This is a genomic window from Streptomyces sp. NBC_00859, assembly GCF_045161865.1.
Taxonomy (GTDB): domain Bacteria; phylum Actinomycetota; class Actinomycetes; order Streptomycetales; family Streptomycetaceae; genus Streptomyces.
Map to the genome: position 1 here is coordinate 2,377,529 of NZ_CP108826.1, position 22,004 is coordinate 2,399,532.

Here is a 22,004-nt window from a genome sequence, read left to right on the forward strand (position 1 = left end):
GTCAGAAGCCCGGCGGCTCCGTATAGACGCCCCACTCGTCCCGCAGCACCCCGCAGATCTCGCCGAGCGTCGCCTCCACCCGGACGGCGGCCAGCATCGGCTCGATCATGTTCGAGCCGTCCCGGGCGGCGGCGAGCATCGCGTCCAGCGCCGCCCGCACACGGGCGTCGTCCCTGGCGGCCTTGCGGCCCACGAGTTCCTGGACCTGGTCGCGTTCCACCTCATGGCTGACGCGCAGGATCTCCAGGTCGCCGGTGACCGATCCGTGCAGGCAGTTGACGCCGACGACACGCTTGTCGCCCTTCTCTACCGAGCGCTGGTACTGGAAGGCGGACTCGGCGATCTCGCCGGTGAACCAGCCGTCCTCGATGCCGCGCAGGATGCCCGACGTGACCGGCCCGATCGGGTGCTGCCCGTCGGGGTGCGCCCGCAGGCCGCGCTCCTTGATCTGGTCGAAGATCTTCTCCGCGTCGGCCTCGATGCGGTCGGTGAGCTGCTCGATGTACCAGGAGCCGCCCAGCGGGTCCGCCACGTTGGCGACACCGGTCTCCTCCATCAGCACCTGCTGCGTCCGCAGGGCGATCTCGGCGGCCTGTTCGCTCGGCAGCGCGAGCGTCTCGTCCAGGGCGTTGGTGTGCAGCGAGTTGGTGCCGCCGAGGACGGCGGCCAGTGCCTCGACGGCAGTGCGTACGACGTTGTTGTACGGCTGCTGCGCCGTCAGCGAGACCCCGGCAGTCTGGGTGTGGAAGCGGAGCCACTGCGCCTTGTCGGTCCGCGCACCGTAGACGTCCTTCATCCAGCGCGCCCAGATCCTGCGCGCGGCACGGAACTTGGCGATCTCCTCGAAGAAGTCGACGTGCGCGTCGAAGAAGAAGCTGAGGCCCGGTGCGAAGACGTCCACGTCCATCCCGCGCGAGAGGCCCAGCTCGACGTAGCCGAAGCCGTCCGCGAGGGTGTACGCCAGCTCCTGCGCGGCCGTCGCCCCCGCCTCACGGATGTGATAGCCGGAGACCGAGAGCGGCTTGTACGCGGGGATGGAGGCGGCGCAGTGCTCCATCAGGTCGCCGATCAGGCGCAGGTGCGGCTCGGGCTGGAAGAGCCACTCCTTCTGCGCGATGTACTCCTTGAAGATGTCGGTCTGGAGCGTGCCGTTGAGCACGGCCGGGTCGATGCCCTGCCGCTCGGCGGCGACCAGGTACATGCAGAAGACCGGGACGGCGGGGCCGCTGATCGTCATCGACGTGGTGACGTCGCCGAGCGGGATGTCCTGGAAGAGGACCTCCATGTCGGCGGCCGAGTCGATGGCGACCCCGCAGTGGCCGACCTCGCCGAGCGCCTTCGGTTCGTCGGAGTCGCGGCCCATCAGGGTCGGCATGTCGAAGGCGACCGAGAGACCGCCGCCGCCGTTGGCCAGGATGGTCTTGTAGCGCTCGTTCGTCTGCCTGGCGTTGCCGAAGCCGGCGAACTGCCTGATCGTCCAGGTGCGGCCGCGGTAGCCGGTGGCGTGCAGACCGCGGGTGTACGGATACTCACCGGGCCAGCCGATCCGCTCGAATCCCTCGTAGGTGTCACCGGTCCTGGGCCCGTAGACCGGGTCCACCGGGTCGCCGGACAGGGTGGAGAAATCGGCGTCCCGCTTGCGGGCCTTGTCGTACCTGGCCTGCCAACGGCGGCGGCCCTCTTCAATGGCGTGAGCGTCCATACCCATGAATTTACTAGGACGTCCTAGTATCTGTCGATGGCAGACCGCCCGCACATCGTGCGGGCGGCGGTGAATCAGGCCTTTGCGGCGACCGGGGCAGCCGGGCTGACCTGGGGCTCCAGCTCGCGGGAGATCTTCCGCTCGACAAAAAAGGCCGCAGTCGGGATGGTGCCGGCCAGCAGCACCCAGATCTGCTTGGCGACCGGCCACTTCGCCTTGGAGCCGAGATCGAACGCGAAGATCAGGTAGACCACGTACAGCCAGCCGTGCGCGATGCCGACGATACTGACGAAACCGGTCGCCCCGTTGATGTCCAGCAGGTACTTGGCGATGACGCCGAGGGTCAGCAGGACCAGCAGCACACCGGTGACGTAGGCCATCACGCGGTAGCGGGTCAGCACGCTTCGTTTCATGGAGTCGAGCGTATCGGGGCGCTATGGGCGATCTTCGGCGGGGTTGTCATTCCCCGGGCGGCGCACCTCGCAGTACACGGCACCGCTCCCCCGCGTCCACTCCCTGGGCCCGGCCGGCTACTCCTCGAAGTCGTCCGCGGCCACCCGCAGCGGCCTGAGCATCGCGAAGATCTCGCTGCACTCCTCCGCGTCGTACGCGCGCAGCCCGAAATCCATCTCCATCAGGTCCGCACTGGCCGCCTCCACGACCTCGCGGCCCTTGCCGGTGATGGAGGCCAGCGTGCCGCGCCCGTCGTTCGGGTTGGGGCGCTTGTCGACGAGGCCCGACTTCACCAGCCGGTCGACGGTGTTCGTCACCGATGTGGGGTGCACCATCAGACGCTCACCGATCTTGGACATCGGCAGTTCGCCGGCCTTGGAGAACGTGAGCAGCACCAGGGCCTCGTACCGGGCGAATGTCAGCCCGTACGGCCTGACGACGGCGTCGACCTCCGCGAGCAGGATCTGGTGAGCGCGCATGATCGAGGTGATGGCAGCCATCGAGGGCACCGGGCCCCAGCGCTGCTGCCAGAGTTCGTCGGCGCGCGCGATGGGATCGAAGGGAAGACTGAGCGGCTTCGGCACGGCACCGACCCTACCGGCCGGTCATATGACGGTCAGCCCTGTCTCGCCCTTCGGTCCGCGCACAGACGGGCGGCCGGGGTGCGGCCCTACCCGGCGAGATGCCGTTCCACGGTGTCGACCTTGGACGTCAGTCCGTCCGTGACCCCCGGCCTGATGTCCGCCTTCAGTACGAGCGAGACGCGCGGCGCCCGTTGCTCGACCACCTCGACGGCGCGCCTGACGACGGCCATGACCTCGTCCCACTCACGCTCGATGGCAAAGTATGGAGTACATAAAATAGGCTTCACCCCTACGGAGCACGCTTCACGCCGTCGGGCGGGACCGTCCACTCACGACCCCCACCCTCGGGCCACACAAACGCCGTCGGCCGCTTCCTGCGCTCCCCCGGTGGGTCCGACGGGTCCTCGTAGTCCCGGATCACATCGCGCAGGATGCCGATCCTCCCCGCACCGTCCTCGACCCGGTGGCCTACGTCCTCATTCATGACCATCGGGGTGCTTCCGCATCAAGATGTTGGCGTCCGTCACAGTCGTCCAGTCCCCACCAACGCGCGCACGGGTCCGGACGTTGGCCGGCTCCGCGCAACCGGCGCAACCGTGGATGGGGGTCGGCTCCAGCTCGCCGGACCGATCCGGGAGGTCAACCGGTGCGCTTGGATACGTTCTTGGCTCGGTCATGGGGTGATCCTCCGGCTGGTCGCTGGGACGGGGGAACCTCGCACGTTTCCCACTTTGGGACGTCCCGCAGCGGGTAGAACGTCCCGAGCAACGTCCGCGAGTTGGGGGAGAGTCTGGCCATGCCAAATGAGCGCTTGCGGGCCGTCATGGCGTCCGGGGGTTGGACGCACGGGAGCTTGGCCGAAGCGGCGGGGGTCGATCCCAAGTCCGTTGAGCGATGGGTCAACCACGGCCGTACGCCACGACGAGTGACGGCGCTCAAAGCTGCCGAGATGCTGGGGGAAGACGTGCACGCACTTTGGCCGGCGCTCAGGCAGGCACGCGCCGCACGGGCTGTCAGTCCTGAGCTCGTCGCCCTGTACGACCAGCGGGCTGACCTCCCGGTGTCCGTGTTCGTGGATCTACTCGCGGCAGCGCGCGAGCGAATAGACGTACTCGTCTACGCCGCAGTCTTTCTGCACGAGGCGTACCCCCGGCTCAACGACCTACTGCGCGAACGGGCCGAGGCGGGTTGCGCGGTCCGAATCGCACTCGGTGACGCCGACAGTGAGAACGTTCAACAGCGCGGCCAGGAGGAAAAGTTCGGCCACGGGATCGAGAGCCGTTGCCGCCTGGCGCTGATGCACTACCGACCACTCCTGGGAGTTCCCGGCGTAGAGCTACGGACGCACGGAACGACCCTCTACAACAGCCTGTACCGCGCAGACGACGAGGTGCTAGTCAACGCCCACGCGTGGGGCGTGAACGCGTACGGAGCACCCTTGTGGCACCTTCGCCGCAGCAGCAACGGGGGGATGTTCGACACCTACGCGGACAGCTTCAACGCCGTATGGGACACAGCCCGTCCCGTGGAAGGGTGAACCGATGGCACGCACCGAGTACTACGACGACCCGAACGCCCCGAAGCCCGACAGCCTGGTGGTAGCAGCCTCCGCCGTCGTGACCGATGACAGAGGACGCATCCTGCTCCAGCGCCGCCGAGACAACGACCTGTGGGCCTTGCCGGGTGGCGGCATGGACATGGGTGACTCGCTGCCAGGCACGGCCGTCCGGGAGGTCAAGGAAGAGACAGGCCTAGACGTAGAGATCACGGGACTTGTCGGCACTTACACAGACCCTCGCCACGTCATCGCGTACACAGATGGAGAGGTACGGCGGCAGTTCAACGTGTGCTTTCGGGGGCACATCGTCGGCGGGACGTTGGCCATCTCCGACGAGAGCACGGAACTCCGGTTCGTAGACCCTGTCGAGCTGAATGATCTAGCCATGCATCACACTCAGCGGCTACGGCTCCAGCACTTCCTGGAGAACCGGCCATCGCCCTATCTCGGATAGCTCCGCTGGACGACACCAGAACCCGTAGCTAGAGCGACCTGCTATTACATTCCAGTCCCTGATTAGGGCGTTAACGGGCACTCCCCACCCCGTAACCATGCCGTTCCCATCCCACCTTGGCGGCATTCCATCAGGTCAGCGCCTTACGTGGGCAGAAAACGGCGTCACACCCAGCGCGGGTAAGGCGAGCTTGGGCCGGGATCGCCAGACGGGCCACTGTCTGAACTTTCACTGCGCCCTGCCCTCGCTCCGAACACGGCAAAAGACCGTCCGCCACCAGGGCAGACGGCCACTCAAGTCCGGTCGGGTTACACGGAATCGCTCAACGCCCGGTACAGCGTCGCGCGGGACACCTTGAGCGCCTTGGCAATGGCCGTGACGCTCTCCCCCTGAGCCTTGCGAGCCTTGGCCGCAGCGAGCTTGTCAGCGTCCATCACGGCCGGGCGTCCACCGGTGCGACCCTGAGCCTTGGCAGCGTCCAGTCCCGCACGGGCCCGCTCAACGATCATGTCTCGCTCAAGCTCAGCAAAGGCGACCATCATCGTAAAGAAGAACTTGCCCTCACCCTTCGGGGAGTAGCTACCGGCCAGCGTGCCCGTCAGGATGCGCAGGCTGATTGCCCGCGCGTGCAGATCCTCAGCGATGGTGAGCACGTCCTTGGTGGAGCGCCCCAACCGGTCCAGCTTCCACACGCACAGAGTGTCGCCCTCGCGCATGTAGTCGAGAGCGGCTATCAGTCCCGCGCGGTCGGCGTTCTTGCCGGACGCCTTGTCCTCAAAGGTCCGCGAGCACCCGGCCGCGGAGGACCAACGGCAGCACGCACAGCCTCACGCGCCCTGCGAGCAGCAACCTGCAACCGCGCCGACTCACGGCACAGCGGCGCACCGCACGTCGCACGGTCACCATGCGGGCGCACCCCTAGACACTCCGAACACATCGCGCGCGACTCCTCCAACGCCTCCACAACCCCCACCCGCCATCATTTTTGTTGATCATGAAAGCCTCTGGCGTGTCCCCTCTGGGCCAGTAGCCGCAAGGATCAGCACCACTCCCGGGGACGGGCAGAGAGGCGAAGCAGCGCGAGCGGAACCCCCACCCCCGAACGTCGTTCCACCATTCCCCCGACGAAACCCCGACCGAAGTGCGACATCACCCCGACCCTAAGCCCAGCCACCGACAACGCCGCCAGAGGTCCCCGCGCCCCCTGGAGCACCGAACGACCCGCCACCGGGGCAATCCCAGTAACGGGCCGCGAACGGCGCTCAGGCGCTTACAGCAAGCTCTCTTGTCGCGCAATGTCGTCCAAGACATCCTGCCGAATCTCGTCGTGCTCTTCATCCGATATAACGCGCCGGCGGGGCAACTCCTCAGCCTCAGCGACAGCAGCAAGCTCAGCGGCCTCAGGATCGGCTGGACCCCACGCGATTTCAAGGCGCTCCGCCCGTTGCTTGGGGTGCAGCGTCACCGTGAGGTGCATTGCTTCAAGCAACCGGCTCTTACCTGCGTCGTCCAGCGCCGCCCACGCCTCGCCCATAGTGCGACCCGTCGGTGTGGCCACCTCGCGAACTTCGGGATCATGTGCGGCCAACAGCGCGGCATATGCGGCTTCGAGCTTCACGCTCATCTCTTCGTACGTGCCCATCATCAGCGGTCCGGCCGTCGCCATCTGGGCACCGATGCGCGCAGCTTGCTCCTGGGCTTCGATCATCTCCGCCGAAAGGTCGTTGCCGCCTTCAAGGTGGACGTTGACTTCGTTGAAACATCCCCACACCTTGAGGAATTCATCTTCGACCCGCCGGTCAAGGGTCTCTGCGTAGACAGTGACGTGACCTGCCTTGCACCTGTAGAGCCGCACCCCCTTGTCGCTGGTGCCTCCGTTCAACCGGCCGTCACAGCGGTGACAAAACGCCATCCCAGCGCATAGGGGCGCTGCCTGACGGGGAGCACGGTCAGCGCCGGTCGCAAGGTCAAGCATCCGTTGGCGGACGGCCATCAGTTCAGCGGCAGACAGGATCGGTTCGGCGAACGCGACCGGGGTCACCCCGTCAGCGGCCACAACCAACTTCCCCTTATGGGCGCGCTGCCCCCGGAGCGTCGGCGACTTGAGCATCCGCCGCCATTGGGGTTCGCTCAAGCCAGTCGTACGCGCTGTTCCGGCGACGGTACCCCCGTCGATCAACTCCCTTACCGCTGTGCGAACTTGAGCGGCTTGGGCATCGTCGATCTCAAGGTATGCGGCACCGTCCCGGCGGACCGTCTTGTACCCGAACGGTGCACGTCCGGCACCCCAGCGCCCCAAGCTCCGCCGGGTCTCGTGCCCTTCGCTGATTCGGGCGGAAATCATCCCCCGTTCCCACTCCGCAAGCGAAGCAAGAACGGTGGCGACCATGCGACCGGTCGGCGTGAGCGTGTTCACTGTGTTGTCGGTCGTGGCAAGCCGTATACCCGCCACCTCAGCCCACGCCACGAGCCGAAGAAACTCTGCGACCGATCGGGCGAGGCGATCCAGCTTCCACGTGATCACCACGTCAGGGCGGTCCGCCATGAGCGCACGGAGCCCAGGGCGTTCCTCAATGGGCTTCGCGCCGCTGACGTTGTTGTCCACGTACTCGACAGCGTCAGCCGGGTCGTGATCGTTGGCGGTCAGCCATCGACGGCAGGCAGCGCGCTGGGTGTCGAGTGAGGCACTGTCGTCAGCTTCACGGGACAACCGTAGGTAGATCGCTACTGAGGTCATGTACTCAAAGGTACGCGCGCTCACCCTCGATCGAGGTGAACATGGCGTCCGTACGGTTCGGGAGGCCCGACTCGCGTACGACGCGGACGGCGTCGGCGACGTACCCGCCCACGTCCTCGCCCACTCCCAGCGGAGTGATCGAGAAGGCGACGATCATGCGACCACGCCCTCGCGGCGGGCGCGCGAGGCGATCACAGCGTCCTCGGCCTCACGGCGCAGCTTGCGCTCGGCGAAGAATCCGCCGATCGGCACCACGGAGAGCACGAGGTAGAGGATCCCCTTCTTCGCGGGCCACTTGGCGCGGTTCCAGGCGTCCAGGCAGAAGAGCACGTACAGGATGAACAGAAGGCCGTGGACCCAGCCCAGGACAGGTACCGGGTTGAACGAGGTGGTGCCCTTGAGCACCACGCCGATCGGCAGCAGCAGGAAGTAGGACACCGCCTCGGGAGCGGCTACCAGCCGGAACCGGCGGAGGGCGGAAGCGGTCTTGATGTCCACGGAGGGGCGGCCTTCCCAGTCGAGGGGTACAGGGGGGTGATCTTGTGAATGCGAGCACAAGCTCGTCCCATTGTTGCAGCCACCCGCTCCGGGGCTCGTTCCGGGTGCGCGTACGCCCGGCGCACTGTGCGTACCGCCTCCGGCCCGTTACCTTCGGACCGTGGCTCAGTTCCGACTCCAAGGCAGCAAGATGCTCGCCGTCGACATGACAGGCGACGCCGTCAAAGCCAAGAACGGCTCGATGGTGGCCTACGACGGCCAGATGACCTTCAAGAAGATGTCCGGCGGCGGCGAGGGGCTCCGCGGGATGGTGACCCGGCGCCTCACCGGCGAGCAGATGACCGTGATGGAGGTCCGCGGCAAGGGCACCTGCTACTTCGCCGACCGCGCCACCGAAATCAACCTCGTCACCCTGCGCGGCGAGAAGCTCCACGTGGAGGCGAGCAACCTGCTCGTCACGGACGCCGGGCTGCGCACCGGCACGACCTTCACCGGGCTGCGCGGCGCGTCCCAGGGCAACGGCCTGTTCACCACCACAGTAGAGGGGACGGGGCAGGCCGCGGTGATGTCCGACGGGCCCGCGATCGTCCTGCGGGTCAGCCCGCAGTACCCGCTCCTCGTCGACCCGGGTGCGTACATCGCGCACACCGGCAGCCTCCAGCAGCACTTCCAGACCGGGGTCAGCTTCCGGACCTTCATGGGCGAGGGGTCCGGCGAGTCCTTCCAGATCCGGTTCGAGGGCGAGGGACTGGTGTACGTGCAGCCCAGCGAGCGCAGCACGATCGGGGGTGAGGTGTGATGCCGTTCACCGAGATCAACTCGAAGATGGTCGAGGCGACAGTGGCACCCGGCCAGAAGCTCTACAGCCAGCGCGGGGCGATGCTCGCGTACCGGGGCGATGTGACCTTCACGCCGAACATCCAGGGCGGCCAGGGCGGCGTGATGTCCATGATCGGGCGGCGGGTGGCCAACGAGGCGACGCCGCTGATGACGGTCGAGGGCCGGGGGACGGTGATGTTCGGGCACGGCGGCCACCACATCCAGGTGATCTCGCTGGCCGGCGACACCCTCTACGTGGAGGCGGACCGGCTGCTCGCGTTCGACGGCTCGCTCCAGCAGGGCACGATGTTCATGGGTTCGCAGGGCGGGGTCATGGGGATGGTGCGCGGCCAGGTCACGGGGCAGGGGCTGTTCACCACGACCCTCAAGGGCCATGGGGCCGTGGCGGTGATGGCGCACGGCGGGGTCGTGGAACTGCCGATCACCCCGCAGGGTCCGGTGCATGTGGACCCGCAGGCGTACGTCGCCCACCACGGGGACGTACGGAACAAGCTGTCGGCGGCGCTCGGCTGGCGGGAGATGGTGGGGCGCGGCTCGGGTGAGGCGTTCCAGCTCGAACTGTCCGGCAACGGCGCGGTGTACGTGCAGGCCTCGGAGGAGAAGCTGTGACGGGACCGGTGGTCCACGACCCGATGACGCTGCCGGCCAACGACAACGTCAACAACTACACCTTCTGTGTGGAGCTGAACAGCAGTCAGTGGTTCCTGCAGAAGGGCAAGATGATCGCCTACTACGGGCGGATCGACTACAACGGCTTCGGCAACGGCCGCTTCGACCATCTGCTGCGCAGCAGCTTCCACTCGCCGATGCACGCCGCGGACTGGGTGGTGGCGGAGGGCTCGGGCAAGATGCTGCTCGCCGACCGGGCCTTCGATGTGAACTCCTTCGACCTGGACGAGGGCAATCTCACGATCCGTTCGGGGAACCTGCTGGCGTTCGAACCGTCGCTCTCCCTGAAGCAGTCGATCGTGCCCGGCTTCCTGACCCTGATCGGTACGGGAAAGTTCGTCGCCGCTTCGAACGGGCCCGTGGTCTTCATGGAGCCGCCGATCCGGGTCGACCCGCAGGCCCTGGTCGGCTGGGCGGACTGCCCGTCACCCTGCCATCACTACGACCACGCCTATATGACGGGGGTGCTGGGCGGGATCCGGTCGTTCACCGGAATCGGCGGGGTGTCGGGCGAGGAGCACCAGTTCGAGTTCGTGGGGGCCGGGACGGTGCTGCTCCAGTCGACCGAGGCGCTCCTGCCGGAGAAGCCGACCGGTTCGGTACCGGACGAACCGGGGGTCCCCGGCGGACAGGGACCCCGTTCCGGCCAAAACCGCCCGGGACCGCGTTTTCCCGGCCAGGTCGGAGATCTTCAACGCCGCTTCGGGCTGTGAGCGATAGCCTGCGGAGTGTAACGTCGAACATCTGAACCCCCGGCATATGCACCGGATCGCGATCGGATCGCGATGGCGCAGCATGCGCGCGCCGGACGGCGACACTCCCGGAATTGTCCAATATTCAACTTCTTAGGTAGAATTCTCATTATGGAGACCGAGACGGCCACCCCCTGGCTGAGCGACGCCGAGCAGTGCGCCTGGCGCACCTACCTGGACGCGAACAGGCTGCTGACGTACCAGATGGAGAAGGACCTCCAGCCGTTCGGACTGACGATGAACGACTACGAGATCCTCGTCAATCTCTCCGAGGCCGACGAACGGCGGATGCGGATGAGCGATCTCGCCGCTGCCACCCTTCAGTCCAAGAGCCGCCTCTCCCACCAGATCACCCGGATGGAGAAGGCCGGGCTGGTCCGCAGGGAGAACTGCGAGTCGGACCGGCGCGGGCTCTTCGCGGTCCTCACCGACCTCGGCGGCGAGACCATGCAGAAGGTCGCACCCCACCATGTGGCCTCGGTGCGCAGACACTTCATCGACATGCTGGCACCGGAGGCGCTGGCCGGACTGAGCCGGTCACTGACGCCGGTCGCCGACCGGCTGCGGGGGCTGCGCAAGAGTTAGGGGCCTTGCACTACGAGCGTCCCATGAGGTCGCGTGGGCATAGTGCAAGCACCCCTCAAGGCCGCCTCCTGCCCGGATCGGGCCGTATCAGACCGGGTCGGGCCGGTCCCCGTGGGCCCGCGCGGCGGGCAGGTCCAGCGCGAAGACGGCGCCGCCCCGGACGGTGAGCGTCCCGCCGTGCCGCAGCGCGACGTCGCGGGCGATGGCCAGGCCCAGACCGGCACCGCCCTCGTCCCGGGTCCGCGCGTCGTCGAGCCGTACGAACCGCTCGAAGATGCGCTCACGCTGCGCGGGGGGCACCGCGGGACCATCGTTGGCCACCTCCACGACGAGCCGGCCGGCCCGCTCGTGCGCGGAGACCTCGATCCCCGCACGGGCGTGCCGTTGGGCGTTGTCCAGGAGGTTCCCGATCACCCGCGCCAACTGGCCCCGTGAGCCCGCCACTTCGAGCCCTCCGGCGGCGTGGACCGTCACCGGCACCCGGCCCGCGTGCAGCCGGGACACCTCCTCGCGCACCAGCTCCCCCAGGTCGATCCGGGCCGCGGCCGGCCGCTCCCCCGCGTCCAGCCGGGCGAGCAGCAGCAGATCGGCGGCCAGTTGCTGCAGCCGTACCGTGTCCGCGACCGCGCCGTCCACATCCAGCAGCTCCGGGTGTGCGGCGCCGACCTCCAGCTGGGTACGCAGACTCGCGATGGGGCTGCGCAGTTCGTGCGACGCGTCCGCGACGAAGCGGCGCTGGCGGTCGACGGACTTCTCCAGGGCGGTCAGCGTCTCATTGGTGGTACGGGCCAGCCGGGCCACCTCGTCGTGCGAACCGGGCTCCGGGACCCGCCGGGCCAGATCCTCGGACGCGGTGATCGCCGCCATCTCCCGCCGGATCCCCTCGACGGGCCGCAGGGCGCGCCGTGTGACGAGCCATGTGACTCCGGCGACGACCATCAGCAGGGCGGGCAGCACGACGAGCATCGCGCCGCGCACGGTACTGACGGCACTCTGCTCGGTGGTGAGGGGAGCGCCCGCGTAGACGATCAGTGTGTCGTCACTGCCGTTGGTCACCTCGACCGCGGCGAACCGGTAGTCGGCGGTGTCGCCGTCCACGGTGGCCGTGCCGGAGCTGAAGCGGGCGTCGTCGTGCGAGACCTTGCCGCGCGACGGATCGTCGGCATCACCGTGGTCGTCGTCGCCATGTCCGTCGTCGCCGTGGTCGCCCTCCGGCGTGGACCGCTCGGGCCGCACCGCGGTGGTCGCCGTCCCCGTCACCGCCTCCAGGTCGTCGCCTGCGGCGCGCAGCCCGCCGTGCTCGGTGACCACCTGCACCGGGTTCTCGTCGGAGTCGGGCAGATCGAGCTTGCCGTACGGGACGTCGAGCGCCACCTGCGAGGCGACGTCCTGGGCGGCGACCTGGGCCCGCAGATCGGTCTGGCCGGTGAGGTTCGAGCGCAGGACGAGCAGGACGGCGAGCCCGGTGGCGACGAGTGCGACGGCGACGACGGACGTGGCGCCCAGCGCCGCCCTGGCCCGTACGGATCCGAGGAGACGGCTCACCGGGCGACCAGCCGGTAGCCCGCGCCGCGCACGGTCTGGATGCGGTCGGCGCCCAGTTTGCGGCGCAGGGCGCTCACATACACCTCGACGATGTTCGGGTCGCCCTCGTAGGCGAAGTCCCAGACGTGCTCCAGGATCTCCGGCTTGCCGACCACTTCGCCCTGGCGTACGGCGAGTTGTTCCAGTACCGCGAACTCCTTCGCCGTGAGGGTGACTTCGTCGCCCGCGCAGTGCACCCGGCGGGTGGCGGTGTCGACCGTGAGACTTCCCGCGGTCAGCACGGGCGACGGCCGGCCGGCCGCGTGCCTGCGCAGCAGCGCCCTGATCCTGGCGACGAGGACCACGTAGGAGAACGGTTTGGCGAGGTAGTCGTCCGCCCCGGTGTCCAGCCCCTCGGCCTCGTCGTACTCGCCGTCCTTGGCGGTCAGCATCAGGATGGGCACGTCGTTGCCGGCGGCCCTGAGCGCCGCGCAGACCCGGTAGCCGTTCATGCCGGGCAGCATGATGTCGAGCACGACCAGGTCGTACGGGCCCTCGGCGGCCCGGTGCAGCCCTTCGAGTCCGTCGTGCACGACATCCACGGCGTAGCCCTCGGCGGTGAGCCCGCGGGCGAGGGACACCGCGAGCCGCTTCTCGTCCTCCACGATCAACAGGCGCATGGGGACAGCCTCCCAAATGCCTCCTGAAGAGTTCTTCAGGAGGCTTCAGGCCGCCTTCAGTGTGCCCCCGTCACATTGGGAACCGTCCACAGCAGTCGAGAAGACGGAGGAATCCTCATGAAGCGCAATCACGTCATCGCATGCCTCGCGGCGGCGGCCCTGGCGACGGGCGGCACGGTCGCCGGCGTCGCCCTCGCCGAGGGCGGCTCGGGTCCGGCCGCCTCCCCGGCGGCGGGTTCCGCCGCCTCCACGACGGCGTCCGCACCGGGCAGGAGCACCACGCCGGGCTCCGGCACCCGTCCGGTCTCCGCTTCCGGCGGCCCGGTCACCGTCGACCGGGTGATCGGCGCCGCGCGGGCGGCCGTACCGGGCACGGTCACCTCCGCCGAACTGGACCACGGCCGCTGGGAGGTCGACCTCCACGGCGAGGACGGCGCCTGGCACGAGCTGCGTCTCGACCGGCTGACCGGCAAGGTCGTCACGTCGCGCCACGACGGCGGTGACCAGGACGACCGCAAGGGCGCCCCGGTCACCGCGGTCCGCGCCGCGTCGGCGGCCCGCGGAGCCGTACCGGGCACGGTCACATCGGTCGAGCTGGACAACGGCCGCTGGGAGGCGGATGTGACCGCCCGTGACGCCTCACGGCACGAAGTCCGCGTCGACCTGAACACCGGCAGGGTCACGTCCGATCACCTGCACCGGCATCGTCACGAAGACGACGGGGCCGACGGGGCCGACGGGGACGACGACTGATCCGGTAACCGGCCGGCAGGGCCGAGCCCGCGCTGAGCAGTGCGGGAGCCGCCGCGAACGCGAAACAGAGGGCGAGCGGAACCCTGCCGACCAGGACGCCGACGGCGGCCGTACCCCCCGTGGACCCGGCGTTCACCGCGGTGTTGACCCAGGCACCGGCCCGGGTGCGGGCGGCCGGGTCCGCGCTCTCGTCGGCGATCAGATACGCGGTCGTCAGGGCGGGCGCCACGAACAGCCCGGCCAGGAAGGCGGCAGCGCCCAGCAAGGCCGGATCCGGTGCGAGCCCGGCGCCGGCCAGGGCGAGCCCGAGCCCCGCGGCGGACAGCGCGAGACGCAGCCGGGCGGGCGCGCGCCACGTGACCGCCCCGTTGACCAGGCCTCCGGCCACGCTGCCCGTGGAGAGCACGGCCAGCACCAGGGTGACGGCTTCCGGACGGCCGTGCTGCCCGGCGTGGGCGACCACCAGCAGATCCAGGCCGCCGAGCGCCAGTCCCACCCCGGCGGCCACCACCACGGGCTGCCGGGGCATCGCACCCGGCCACCGGATCCGTACGCGCACGGATCCCGTGTGCGGGCGCCCGGCGGCGCCCGGGGAGCCTTCCGGGGCCGGTGGCCTGGCACCCCTACCGTGGTACGGGCCGTCCGCGACCGGCGATGTCACCATCGCCACGGTCCCCGCGGCCACCAGGAGGGCGCTGACGGCCACCGCGGCCGACGCCGGCGCACACGTCAGCAGGCCGCCGACGAGCAACGGTCCGGTGACGTAGAGCAGTTCCTCGGCGACCCCGTCCAGGCTGTACGCGCGCCGGAGCAGTTCCCGGCCGGGGACGATCCTGCGCCACAGGGTCCGCATGGTCGGCCCGAGCGGTGGAGTGACCGCACCGGCGGCCGCGGCCAGGGCAGCGACCAGCTGCGGGGACGCACCCGGGTGCGTGGTGACGGCGGCGAGCACGAGGAGCAGCAGCGCGTAGCAGCCCGCCATGGGGACGAGGGCCCGGCGGGGGCCGTGGCGGTCGACGAGGCCTGCTCTGGCGGGTGAGAGGCAGACACTGGCCGCTCCGAAGAGCGCCATGGCGGTACCCGCGGCGGTGAAGGAGCCCGTGGCGTTCTTGACGGCGAGTACGAGGGAGAGGGAGACCATCCCGTAGGAGAGACGGCCGACCAGAGCGGCACCGAAGGTGCGGCGGGCATGCGGGGACCGCAGGACAGCGGCGTAGGACGGCATGGGAGTTCCTCGGAGCGGCACGGACAGGACACCGGGTGGTGGGCCGGGTCCTACGCACGGGAGAGGAACATGCGGTCAAGGTAGCAGCGGCGCCCGCCGTCCGGAAGGCGCTCCTGGGCACCGCTCGGCTTCCCGCCGGGATCGGCGCCGTCCGGCGCCGGGCCTCAGGGGTCCTTGCACTACGAGCCTCCGGCGGGCGACCCGGACGGGCACAGCGCAAGGACCCTCAGGCCGATGGGTCCGCGGCCCCGGACGTCACGGCTTCGACCAGGGTGTCCGCCGCGGCGTACGGGTCCAGCTGCCCCGTCACGATCCGCTCGGCCAGGGCGTCGAGGCGACGGTCCCCGCGCAGGTCGCCGATCCGCTCGCGCAGGGCCGTCACCGCGATCGTCTCGACCTCGTGCGCCGCCCGGGAACGCCGGCGCTCGCCGAGGACACCGTGCTCCTCCATCCAGGCCCGGTGCTTCTCCAGGGCCTCGACGACCTCGTCGACGCCCTCTCCGCGCGCCGCCACCGTCTTCACGATGGGCGGGCGCCAGTCCCCGGCGCCGCGCGCCTCGCCCAGCCCCAGCATGTGGTTGAGCTCCCGCGCCGTCGCGTCCGCGCCGTCCCGGTCGGCCTTGTTGACGACGTACACATCGCCGATCTCCAGGATTCCGGCCTTGGCGGCCTGGATGCCGTCGCCCATGCCCGGCGCGAGGAGCACCACCGACGTGTCGGCCTGGGAGGCGATCTCCACCTCGGACTGGCCGACGCCGACCGTCTCCACCAGCACCACGTCGCATCCGGCGGCGTCCAGCACCCGGATCGCCTGCGGGGCGGCCCACGCCAGGCCGCCCAGATGCCCCCGGGTGGCCATCGACCGGATGTAGACCCCCGGGTCCGACGCGTGCTCGGACATCCGCACCCGGTCCCCGAGCAGCGCGCCGCCCGAGAACGGCGACGAGGGGTCGACGGCGAGCACGCCGACCCGCTTGCCTGCCCGCCGGTACGCCGACACCAGCGCCGAAGTGGAAGTCGACTTGCCGACACCGGGTGACCCCGTGAGCCCGACGACGTACGCGCCGCCGGTCAGCGGGGCCAGCCGCGCCATCACCTCGCGCAGCTGCGGGGACGCCCCCTCCACCAGGGAGATCAGCCGGGCGACGGCCCGGGGCCTGCCCTCGCGGGCCTGTTCGACCAGGGTGGGGACGTCCATGTCCACGTTCACAGCTCCGCTCAGTCCGATTCCGTGTCCGGGCGTCCGCCGCCCCGGACCACTCCTACCTGGGTACGCGCACGATCAGCGCGTCGCCCTGCCCGCCGCCGCCGCACAGGGCCGCCGCGCCGACCCCGCCGCCGCGCCGCTTCAGCTCCAGCGCGAGGTGCAGGACCACCCGGGCACCCGACATCCCGATGGGGTGCCCGAGGGCGATGGCGCCGCCGTTCACGTTCACCTTTTCCGGCGAGACGCCGAGGTCCTTCATTGACTGGACGGCGACCGCGGCGAACGCCTCGTTGATCTCGATGAGGTCGAGGTCCCCGACGCCGATGCCCTCCTTGCCCAGGGCGTGCTGGATGGCGTTCGACGGCTGGGACTGGAGGGAGTTGTCGGGCCCCGCCACATTCCCGTGCGCGCCGATCTCGGCGATCCAGTCGAGGCCGAGCTCCTGTGCCTTGGCCTTGCTCATCACCACGACCGCCGCCGCACCGTCGGAGATCTGCGAGGAGGTGCCTGCGGTGATCGTTCCGTCCTTGGTGAAGGCCGGACGCAGCTTGCCGAGGGACTCCGCCGTCGTCTCGGCCCTGATGCCCTCGTCCTGCGAGAAGAGGACCGGGTCGCCCTTGCGCTGCGGGATCTCGACCGGTGTGATCTCGGCCTCGAACAGGCCGTTCTTCTGCGCGGCGGCGGCCCGCTGGTGGGAGGCCGCGGCGAAGGCGTCCTGGGGCGCGCGGTCGATACCGAGGCGGGTGTTGTGCTTCTCGGTGGACTCGCCCATCGGGATGGACTCGAAGGAGTCGGTGAGGCCGTCGTACGCCATCGAGTCGAGCATCTCGACCGCACCGTACTTGTAGCCCTCGCGGGACTTCGGCAGCAGATGCGGCGCGTTGGTCATGGACTCCTGGCCGCCGGCCACCACCACGTCGAACTCACCGGCCCGGATCAGCTGGTCGGCGAGCGCGATGGCGTCGAGGCCGGAGAGGCAGACCTTGTTGATGGTCAGCGCGGGCACGTTCATCGGGATGCCCGCCTTGACGGCGGCCTGGCGTGCCGGGATCTGCCCCGCCCCGGCCTGGAGCACCTGCCCCATGATCACGTACTGCACCTGGTCGCCGCCGATGCCGGCGCGCTCCATCGCGGCCTTGATGGCGAACGCGCCGAGGTCGGCGCCGGAGAAGGACTTGAGTGAACCCAGGAGCCGGCCCATCGGGGTCCTGGCTCCCGCGACGATCACGGAGGTACTGCTGTTCGTTCCAGACATGAGGCGCGGCCCCTTGGAAGAGAGTGAACGAGGGTTTACTTGAATGTACTGAGCGGTACCCCGCTCGTCATCGCCCTGCCCATGTGATCGCGCGCACGTTGCGTAACCATGTGTCGGCGCGCTGCACTGAGGGAATGCTGACGCGAATCGACCACATCGGGATCGCCTGCTTCGACCTCGACAGGACTGTCGAGTTCTACCGGGCGACATACGGCTTCGAGGTGTTCCACACCGAGGTCAACGAGGAACAGGGCGTCCGGGAGGCCATGCTCAAGATCAATGAGACGTCCGACGGCGGCGCCTCCTATCTGCAGCTCCTGGAGTCCGTCCGCGAGGACTCCGCGGTGGGCAAGTGGCTGGCCAAGAACGGTGAGGGCGTGCACCACATCGCCTTCGGCACCGCGGACGTGGACGGCGAATCCCAGGATATTCGGGACAAGGGTGTCCGCGTGCTGTACGACGAGCCGCGCACCGGGTCCATGGGTTCCCGCATCACGTTCCTGCACCCCAAGGACTGCCACGGGGTGCTGACGGAGCTGGTCACAGCGGCGCCGCCGCACGGGACGCCGGAGGAAGCCGATCCACTGGCTCATAAGGAGCACTGACCTCCGGATACCCGGGCCGGTAGAGTGGGTGGCTCCGGTCCGGGGCCGGATCGGGGCCTGTGACCCATGCCTCGTCGTCGATCTGACACCATTCCCCCGGGGGCCCGTCTTCACGAAGACGGCGGCGCTCGTACGGGAAGAGTGTGTTGCGACCAGGGGACGGATGGGACCGCGCAGTGCGGGGCTACGAACGCCAGGAGAGCCACCGGGCTGAAGACGACCATCTTTCGCGGTTCGAGGCCGAGATGGACCGGCTGAAGACCGAGCGGGAGAAGGCCGTCCAGCACGCCGAGGACCTCGGTTACCAGGTCGAGGTCTTGCGTGCCAAGCTCCACGAGGCGCGCCGCAATCTGGCGTCCCGGCCTGCCTACGACCAGGCGGACATCGGCTACCAGGCCGAGCAGTTGCTGCGGAACGCGCAGATTCAGGCCGACCAGTTGCGCACCGACGCCGAGCGGGAGCTGCGCGAGGCGCGCGCCCAGACGCAGCGCATCCTCCAGGAGCACGCCGAGCACCAGGCCAGGCTCCAGGCGGAGCTGCACGGTGAGGCGGTCACCCGTCGCCAGCGCCTCGACCAGGAACTGGCCGAGCGCCGGCAGACCGTCGAGTCGCACGTCAACGAAAACGTGGCGTGGGCCGAGCAGTTGCGCGCGCGGACCGAGTCCCAGGCGCGCCGGCTCATGGACGAGTCCCGCACCGAGGCCGAGCAGTCCCTGGCGGCCGCACGCGCCGAGGCCGAGCGGCTGGTCGCCGAAGCCCGCCAGCGCCTCGGCTCCGAGGCCGAGTCGGCCCGCGGCGAGGCCGACACGATCCTGCGCAGGGCCCGCACCGAGGCGGAGCGGCTGCTCACGGCGGCGTCCACCCAGGCGCAGGAGGCCACCACCCACGCCGAGCAGCTGCGTACGTCCACGACAGCCGAGTCCGACCAGGCACGCCGGCAGGCCACCGAGCTCAGCCGCGGGGCCGAGCAGCGGGTCCAGGAGGCCGAGCGCGCGCTGCGCGAGGCGCGGGCGGAGGCCGAGAAGGTCCTCACGGAGGCCAAGGAGTCGGCGGCCAGGCAGCTCACCACGGCCGAGTCGGTCAACGAGCAGCGCACCCGCACCGCGAAGGCCGAGATCGCCCGGCTCGTCGGCGAGGCGACCAAGGACGCGGAGGCCCTCAAGGCGGAGGCCCAGCAGGCCCTTGAGGACGCCCGTGGCACCGCGGAGCGGCTGGTGGCCGAGGCGAGCGACAAGGCGCGCTCGGCAGCGGCCGAGGACGCCGCAGCCCAGCTCGCCAAGGCCGCCAGGACGGCCGAGGAGGTCCTGACGAAGGCCTCCGACGACGCCAGGTCGACCACCAGGGCCGCGGCCGACGAGGCCGAGCGGATCCGCCACGAGGCCGAGGCGGAGGCCGCGCGGCTCAGCGACGAGGCCGCCGAGTCGGCGGAGCAGCTCAAGGGCGCTGCCAAGGACGACACCAAGGAGTACCGCGCCAAGACGGTCGAGCTCCAGGAGGAGGCCCGCAGGCTCCGCGGCGAGGCGGAGCAGCTGCGGGCCGACGCGGTCGCCGAGGGCGAGCGGATCCGCGGCGAGGCCCGCCGGGAGGCCGTGCAGCAGATCGAGGAGGCGGCCCGGACCGCGGAGGAGCTGCTGGCCAAGGCGAAGGCCGACGCCGACGAGGTCCGCTCGGGAGCCAGCACCGAGTCGGAGCGGGTACGCGCCGAGGCCGTCGAGCGCGCCACCACACTGCGGACCCAGGCCGAGGAGACGCTGGAGCGCACCCGCGCCGAGGCCGAGCGGATGGCCACCGAGGCGGAGGAGCACGCCGAGGAGAGCCGCACCCGGGCCGAGGAGGCGGCGCTCGCGCTGCGCGAGGAGAACGAACGCGGCATAGAGGCCCGCAGGGCCGAGGCCGCCGACGAACTGGCCCGGCTGCACACCGAGGCACAGGAGCGGTTCAACGGCGCCGAGACGGCGCTGGCCGAAGCCCGCGCCGAGGCGGAGCGGCTCCGCAAGGAGACCGCCGACGAGACCGAGCGGCTGCGCACCGAGGCGGCCGAACGGGTCCGCGCGCTGCGCGCCCAGGCCGAGCAGGAGGCGGAGCGGCTGCGTGACGAGGCGGCGGCCGACGCCTCACAGGCCCGTGCCGAGGGCGAGAACATCGCCGTACGGCTGCGCGGTGAGGCCACCGCGGAGGCCGAGCGGCTCAAGTCCGAGGCTCAGGACGCCGCCGACCGGATGCGCGCCGAGGCGGCGGCAGCGGCCGAACGGGTCGCCACGGAGGCTCAGGAGGCGCTCGCCGCCGCCCAGGAGGAGGCCAACCGGCGCCGCAGGGAGGCCGACGAGACCCTGTCGTCGGCCCGCGGCGAGGCGGAGCAGGAGCGGGCCCAGGCCCGCGGCCAGAGCGAGGAGTTGCTGGCCGCCGCTCGCAAACGGGTGGAGGAGTCGCAGGCCGAGGCCGCACGGCTGGTCGAGGAGGCGGACCGCAGGGCCGGCGAGCTGGTGTCGGCCGCCGAGCAGACCGCACAGCAGGTACGGGAATCCGTCGCCGGTCTCCAGGACCAGGCCGAGCAGGAGATCACCGGGCTGCGGTCGGCGGCGGAGCACGCGGCCGAGCGCACGAAGTCGGAGGCGCAGGAGGAGGCGGACCGGGTACGCGGCGACGCGTACGCCGAGCGGGAGCGGGCGTCCGAGGACGCGAGCCGCATCCGCAGCGTCGCCCACGAGGAGTCCGAGGCCGCCAAGTCCCTGGCCGAGCGCACCGTTTCGGAGGCGATCGCGGAGTCGGACAAGCTGCGCGCCGACACCGCCGAATACGCCCAGCGGATGCGTACCGAGGCCTCCGACACGGTGGCATCGGCCGAGCAGGACGCGGCGCGCGCACGGGCCGACGCACGCGAGGACGCCAACCGCATCCGTTCGGACGCCGCGGGTCAGGCGGACGCCCTGATCGCGGAGGCTTCCGGCGAGTCGGAGCGGATGCGGGCCGAGGCAGCGGAGACGGTCGGCTCGGCCCAGCAGGCCGCCGAGCGCATCCGGGTGGAGGCGGAGCGGGTCAAGGCCGAGGCCGCCGCCGCCGCGGAACAGCTGCGGGCCGAGGCGCAGTCGGAGTCCGACCGGGTGCTCGACGAGGCCCGCGAGGTCGCGTCCAAGCGCCGCGCGGACGCCGCCGAACAGGCCGACCAGCTGATGTCGAAGGCCCAGGAGGAGGCGCTGCGCACCGCCACCGAGGCCGAGGCGCAGGCCGACACGATGGTGGGAGCGGCCCGCCAGGAGGCGGACCGGATCACCGCGGACGCGACCGTCGAGGGCAACAGCCTGGTGGAGCGGTCCCGTACGGACGCCGACGAGCTGCTCGTCGGCGCACGCCGGGACGCGACCGCCATAAGGGAGCGCTCGGAGGAGCTGCGGGACCGGGTCACTGCCGAGGTCGAGGAGCTGCACGAGCGGGCCAGGCGCGAGACGTCCGAGCAGCTGAAGTCGGCCGGGGAGCGCGTCGACAAGCTGCTGAAGGCTGCCGCCGACCAGCAGGCCGAGGCCGAGGAGAAGGCCAAGGAGCTGGTGTCGGACGCCGAGTCGGAGGCTGCCAGTGTCCGGATCGCCGCGGTGAAGCGGGCCGAGGCCCTCCTCAAGGAGGCCGAGCAGAAGAAGGCCGGCCTGATACAGGAAGCCGAGCAGCTCAAGTCGGACGCCGCGGCCGAGTCGGACCACCTCATCGAGGAAGCCACCCACGAGCACGACGTACTGATGCGCCGCCGGGCGGACATCCAGGCCGAAATCTCCCGTGTCCAGGACGTACTTGAGGCGTTGGAATCCTTTGAGGCACCGACCGGGAGCGGCAAGACCGCGGACGGCGTCAAGGCAGGTGCGGCAGCAGGGGGAACTCGTTCGAGTGGCAAGCCTTCTGATGGCTAGCCACTCAAAAGGCTGGACATTCTCCAG

Annotated in this window: 21 protein-coding genes and 3 pseudogenes; 9 read left to right on the forward strand and 15 right to left on the reverse strand. The window is 70.1% G+C overall.

The features are described 5' to 3' along the window. Position 1: 1 nt before the first annotated feature. The 5 genes and pseudogenes from OG584_RS09825 to OG584_RS09845 form a co-directional block, all read right to left on the reverse strand. A complete protein-coding gene (locus OG584_RS09825) occupies positions 2-1,702 on the reverse strand; it encodes a methylmalonyl-CoA mutase (protein ID WP_405777066.1) in 1,701 nt (566 codons plus the stop codon). 74 nt (positions 1,703-1,776) lie between these two features. Further along, the gene (locus tag OG584_RS09830) at positions 1,777-2,115 is read right to left on the reverse strand and encodes a DUF3817 domain-containing protein (protein ID WP_405777068.1); all 339 of its coding nucleotides are present in this window, start codon (positions 2,113-2,115) and stop codon (positions 1,777-1,779) included. A gap of 117 nt (positions 2,116-2,232) precedes the next feature. Continuing rightward, on the reverse strand, positions 2,233-2,739 hold the full coding sequence (locus OG584_RS09835; RefSeq protein ID WP_405777070.1) for a MarR family winged helix-turn-helix transcriptional regulator: 507 nt from the start codon (positions 2,737-2,739) through the stop codon (positions 2,233-2,235). An 86-nt stretch (positions 2,740-2,825) separates the two neighbouring features. Further along, positions 2,826-2,990, reverse strand: a pseudogene (locus OG584_RS09840) (thiamine-binding protein); the annotation flags it as partial. A 38-nt stretch (positions 2,991-3,028) separates the two neighbouring features. Next, entirely contained in the window at positions 3,029-3,223 is a 195-nt protein-coding gene (locus OG584_RS09845) for a hypothetical protein (protein WP_405777072.1), read from the reverse strand. 312 nt (positions 3,224-3,535) lie between these two features. Between OG584_RS09845 and OG584_RS09850 the strand changes: the two genes are divergently transcribed. Further along, positions 3,536-4,276 (forward strand): helix-turn-helix transcriptional regulator, encoded by a 741-nt coding sequence (locus OG584_RS09850; protein ID WP_405777074.1) that lies wholly within the window; start codon positions 3,536-3,538, stop codon positions 4,274-4,276. Positions 4,277-4,280: 4 nt separating this feature from the next. Continuing rightward, positions 4,281-4,751 carry an NUDIX hydrolase gene (locus tag OG584_RS09855; protein WP_405777076.1) on the forward strand — a complete coding sequence of 157 codons (471 nt, stop codon included), beginning with the start codon at positions 4,281-4,283 and terminating at the stop codon, positions 4,749-4,751. Between the two features lie 308 nt (positions 4,752-5,059). Here OG584_RS09855 and OG584_RS09860 read toward each other — a convergent pair whose 3' ends face one another. The 5 genes and pseudogenes from OG584_RS09860 to OG584_RS09880 all read right to left on the reverse strand — a co-directional run bounded on the left by OG584_RS09860 (position 5,060) and on the right by OG584_RS09880 (position 7,986). After that, positions 5,060-5,188: a helix-turn-helix domain-containing protein gene (locus OG584_RS09860; protein WP_405783968.1), complete on the reverse strand. Its 129-nt coding sequence runs from the start codon at positions 5,186-5,188 to the stop codon at positions 5,060-5,062. Between the two features lie 30 nt (positions 5,189-5,218). Continuing rightward, positions 5,219-5,527, reverse strand: a pseudogene (locus tag OG584_RS09865) (recombinase family protein); the annotation flags it as partial. Between the two features lie 494 nt (positions 5,528-6,021). Then, entirely contained in the window at positions 6,022-7,488 is a 1,467-nt protein-coding gene (locus tag OG584_RS09870) for a recombinase family protein (protein WP_405777078.1), read from the reverse strand. Between the two features lie 19 nt (positions 7,489-7,507). Continuing rightward, positions 7,508-7,645 (reverse strand): annotated as a pseudogene (locus OG584_RS09875) (MTH1187 family thiamine-binding protein); the annotation flags it as partial. Continuing rightward, positions 7,642-7,986, reverse strand: a complete 345-nt coding sequence (locus tag OG584_RS09880) for a DUF3817 domain-containing protein (RefSeq protein ID WP_405777080.1) — start codon at positions 7,984-7,986, stop codon at positions 7,642-7,644. The pseudogene OG584_RS09875 and the gene OG584_RS09880, both read right to left, overlap by 4 nt. 160 nt (positions 7,987-8,146) lie before the next feature. Between OG584_RS09880 and OG584_RS09885 the strand changes: the two genes are divergently transcribed. The 4 genes from OG584_RS09885 (at position 8,147) to OG584_RS09900 (ending at position 10,832) form a co-directional block, all read left to right on the forward strand. Then, positions 8,147-8,785 (forward strand): AIM24 family protein, encoded by a 639-nt coding sequence (locus OG584_RS09885; protein WP_405777082.1) that lies wholly within the window; start codon positions 8,147-8,149, stop codon positions 8,783-8,785. Further along, positions 8,785-9,435, forward strand: a complete 651-nt coding sequence (locus tag OG584_RS09890) for an AIM24 family protein (protein WP_405777084.1) — start codon at positions 8,785-8,787, stop codon at positions 9,433-9,435. The genes OG584_RS09885 and OG584_RS09890 overlap by 1 nt, the downstream gene beginning before the upstream one ends. A 23-nt stretch (positions 9,436-9,458) precedes the next feature. Next, a complete protein-coding gene (locus OG584_RS09895; RefSeq protein WP_405783970.1) occupies positions 9,459-10,208 on the forward strand; it encodes an AIM24 family protein in 750 nt (249 codons plus the stop codon). A 150-nt stretch (positions 10,209-10,358) separates the two neighbouring features. Beyond that, a complete protein-coding gene (locus OG584_RS09900) occupies positions 10,359-10,832 on the forward strand; it encodes a MarR family winged helix-turn-helix transcriptional regulator (RefSeq protein ID WP_405777086.1) in 474 nt (157 codons plus the stop codon). Between the two features lie 87 nt (positions 10,833-10,919). Here the strand turns inward: OG584_RS09900 and OG584_RS09905 are convergent, their stop codons facing one another. Both OG584_RS09905 and OG584_RS09910 read right to left on the reverse strand, forming a co-directional pair. Continuing rightward, entirely contained in the window at positions 10,920-12,377 is a 1,458-nt protein-coding gene (locus OG584_RS09905; protein WP_405777087.1) for an ATP-binding protein, read from the reverse strand. Next, the gene (locus OG584_RS09910) at positions 12,374-13,036 is read right to left on the reverse strand and encodes a response regulator transcription factor (RefSeq protein WP_405777089.1); all 663 of its coding nucleotides are present in this window, start codon (positions 13,034-13,036) and stop codon (positions 12,374-12,376) included. The genes OG584_RS09905 and OG584_RS09910 overlap by 4 nt, the downstream gene beginning before the upstream one ends. 117 nt (positions 13,037-13,153) lie before the next feature. Between OG584_RS09910 and OG584_RS09915 the strand changes: the two genes are divergently transcribed. After that, positions 13,154-13,789 carry a PepSY domain-containing protein gene (locus OG584_RS09915; protein ID WP_405777091.1) on the forward strand — a complete coding sequence of 212 codons (636 nt, stop codon included), beginning with the start codon at positions 13,154-13,156 and terminating at the stop codon, positions 13,787-13,789. On the opposite strand, the gene OG584_RS09920 is transcribed toward OG584_RS09915, so the two are convergent. From OG584_RS09920 to OG584_RS09930, 3 genes are all read right to left on the reverse strand, one after another. Next, positions 13,716-15,014: an MFS transporter gene (locus tag OG584_RS09920; protein WP_405777092.1), complete on the reverse strand. Its 1,299-nt coding sequence runs from the start codon at positions 15,012-15,014 to the stop codon at positions 13,716-13,718. The two genes, OG584_RS09915 and OG584_RS09920, sit on opposite strands and share 74 nt — an antisense overlap. 226 nt (positions 15,015-15,240) lie before the next feature. Then, positions 15,241-16,212: a methylmalonyl Co-A mutase-associated GTPase MeaB gene (gene meaB / locus OG584_RS09925; RefSeq protein WP_405783972.1), complete on the reverse strand. Its 972-nt coding sequence runs from the start codon at positions 16,210-16,212 to the stop codon at positions 15,241-15,243. Positions 16,213-16,276: 64 nt separating this feature from the next. Continuing rightward, complete coding sequence (locus OG584_RS09930; RefSeq protein ID WP_405777094.1) at positions 16,277-17,476, reverse strand: acetyl-CoA C-acetyltransferase; 1,200 nt, start codon at positions 17,474-17,476, stop codon at positions 16,277-16,279. 134 nt (positions 17,477-17,610) lie between these two features. Here OG584_RS09930 and mce point away from each other — a divergent pair, with 134 nt between their 5' ends. Both mce and scy read left to right on the forward strand, forming a co-directional pair. Next, complete coding sequence (gene mce, locus OG584_RS09935) at positions 17,611-18,081, forward strand: methylmalonyl-CoA epimerase (RefSeq protein WP_405777096.1); 471 nt, start codon at positions 17,611-17,613, stop codon at positions 18,079-18,081. A 176-nt stretch (positions 18,082-18,257) separates the two neighbouring features. After that, entirely contained in the window at positions 18,258-21,977 is a 3,720-nt protein-coding gene (gene scy, locus OG584_RS09940) for a polarized growth protein Scy (protein ID WP_405777097.1), read from the forward strand. Positions 21,978-22,004 lie beyond the last annotated feature (27 nt).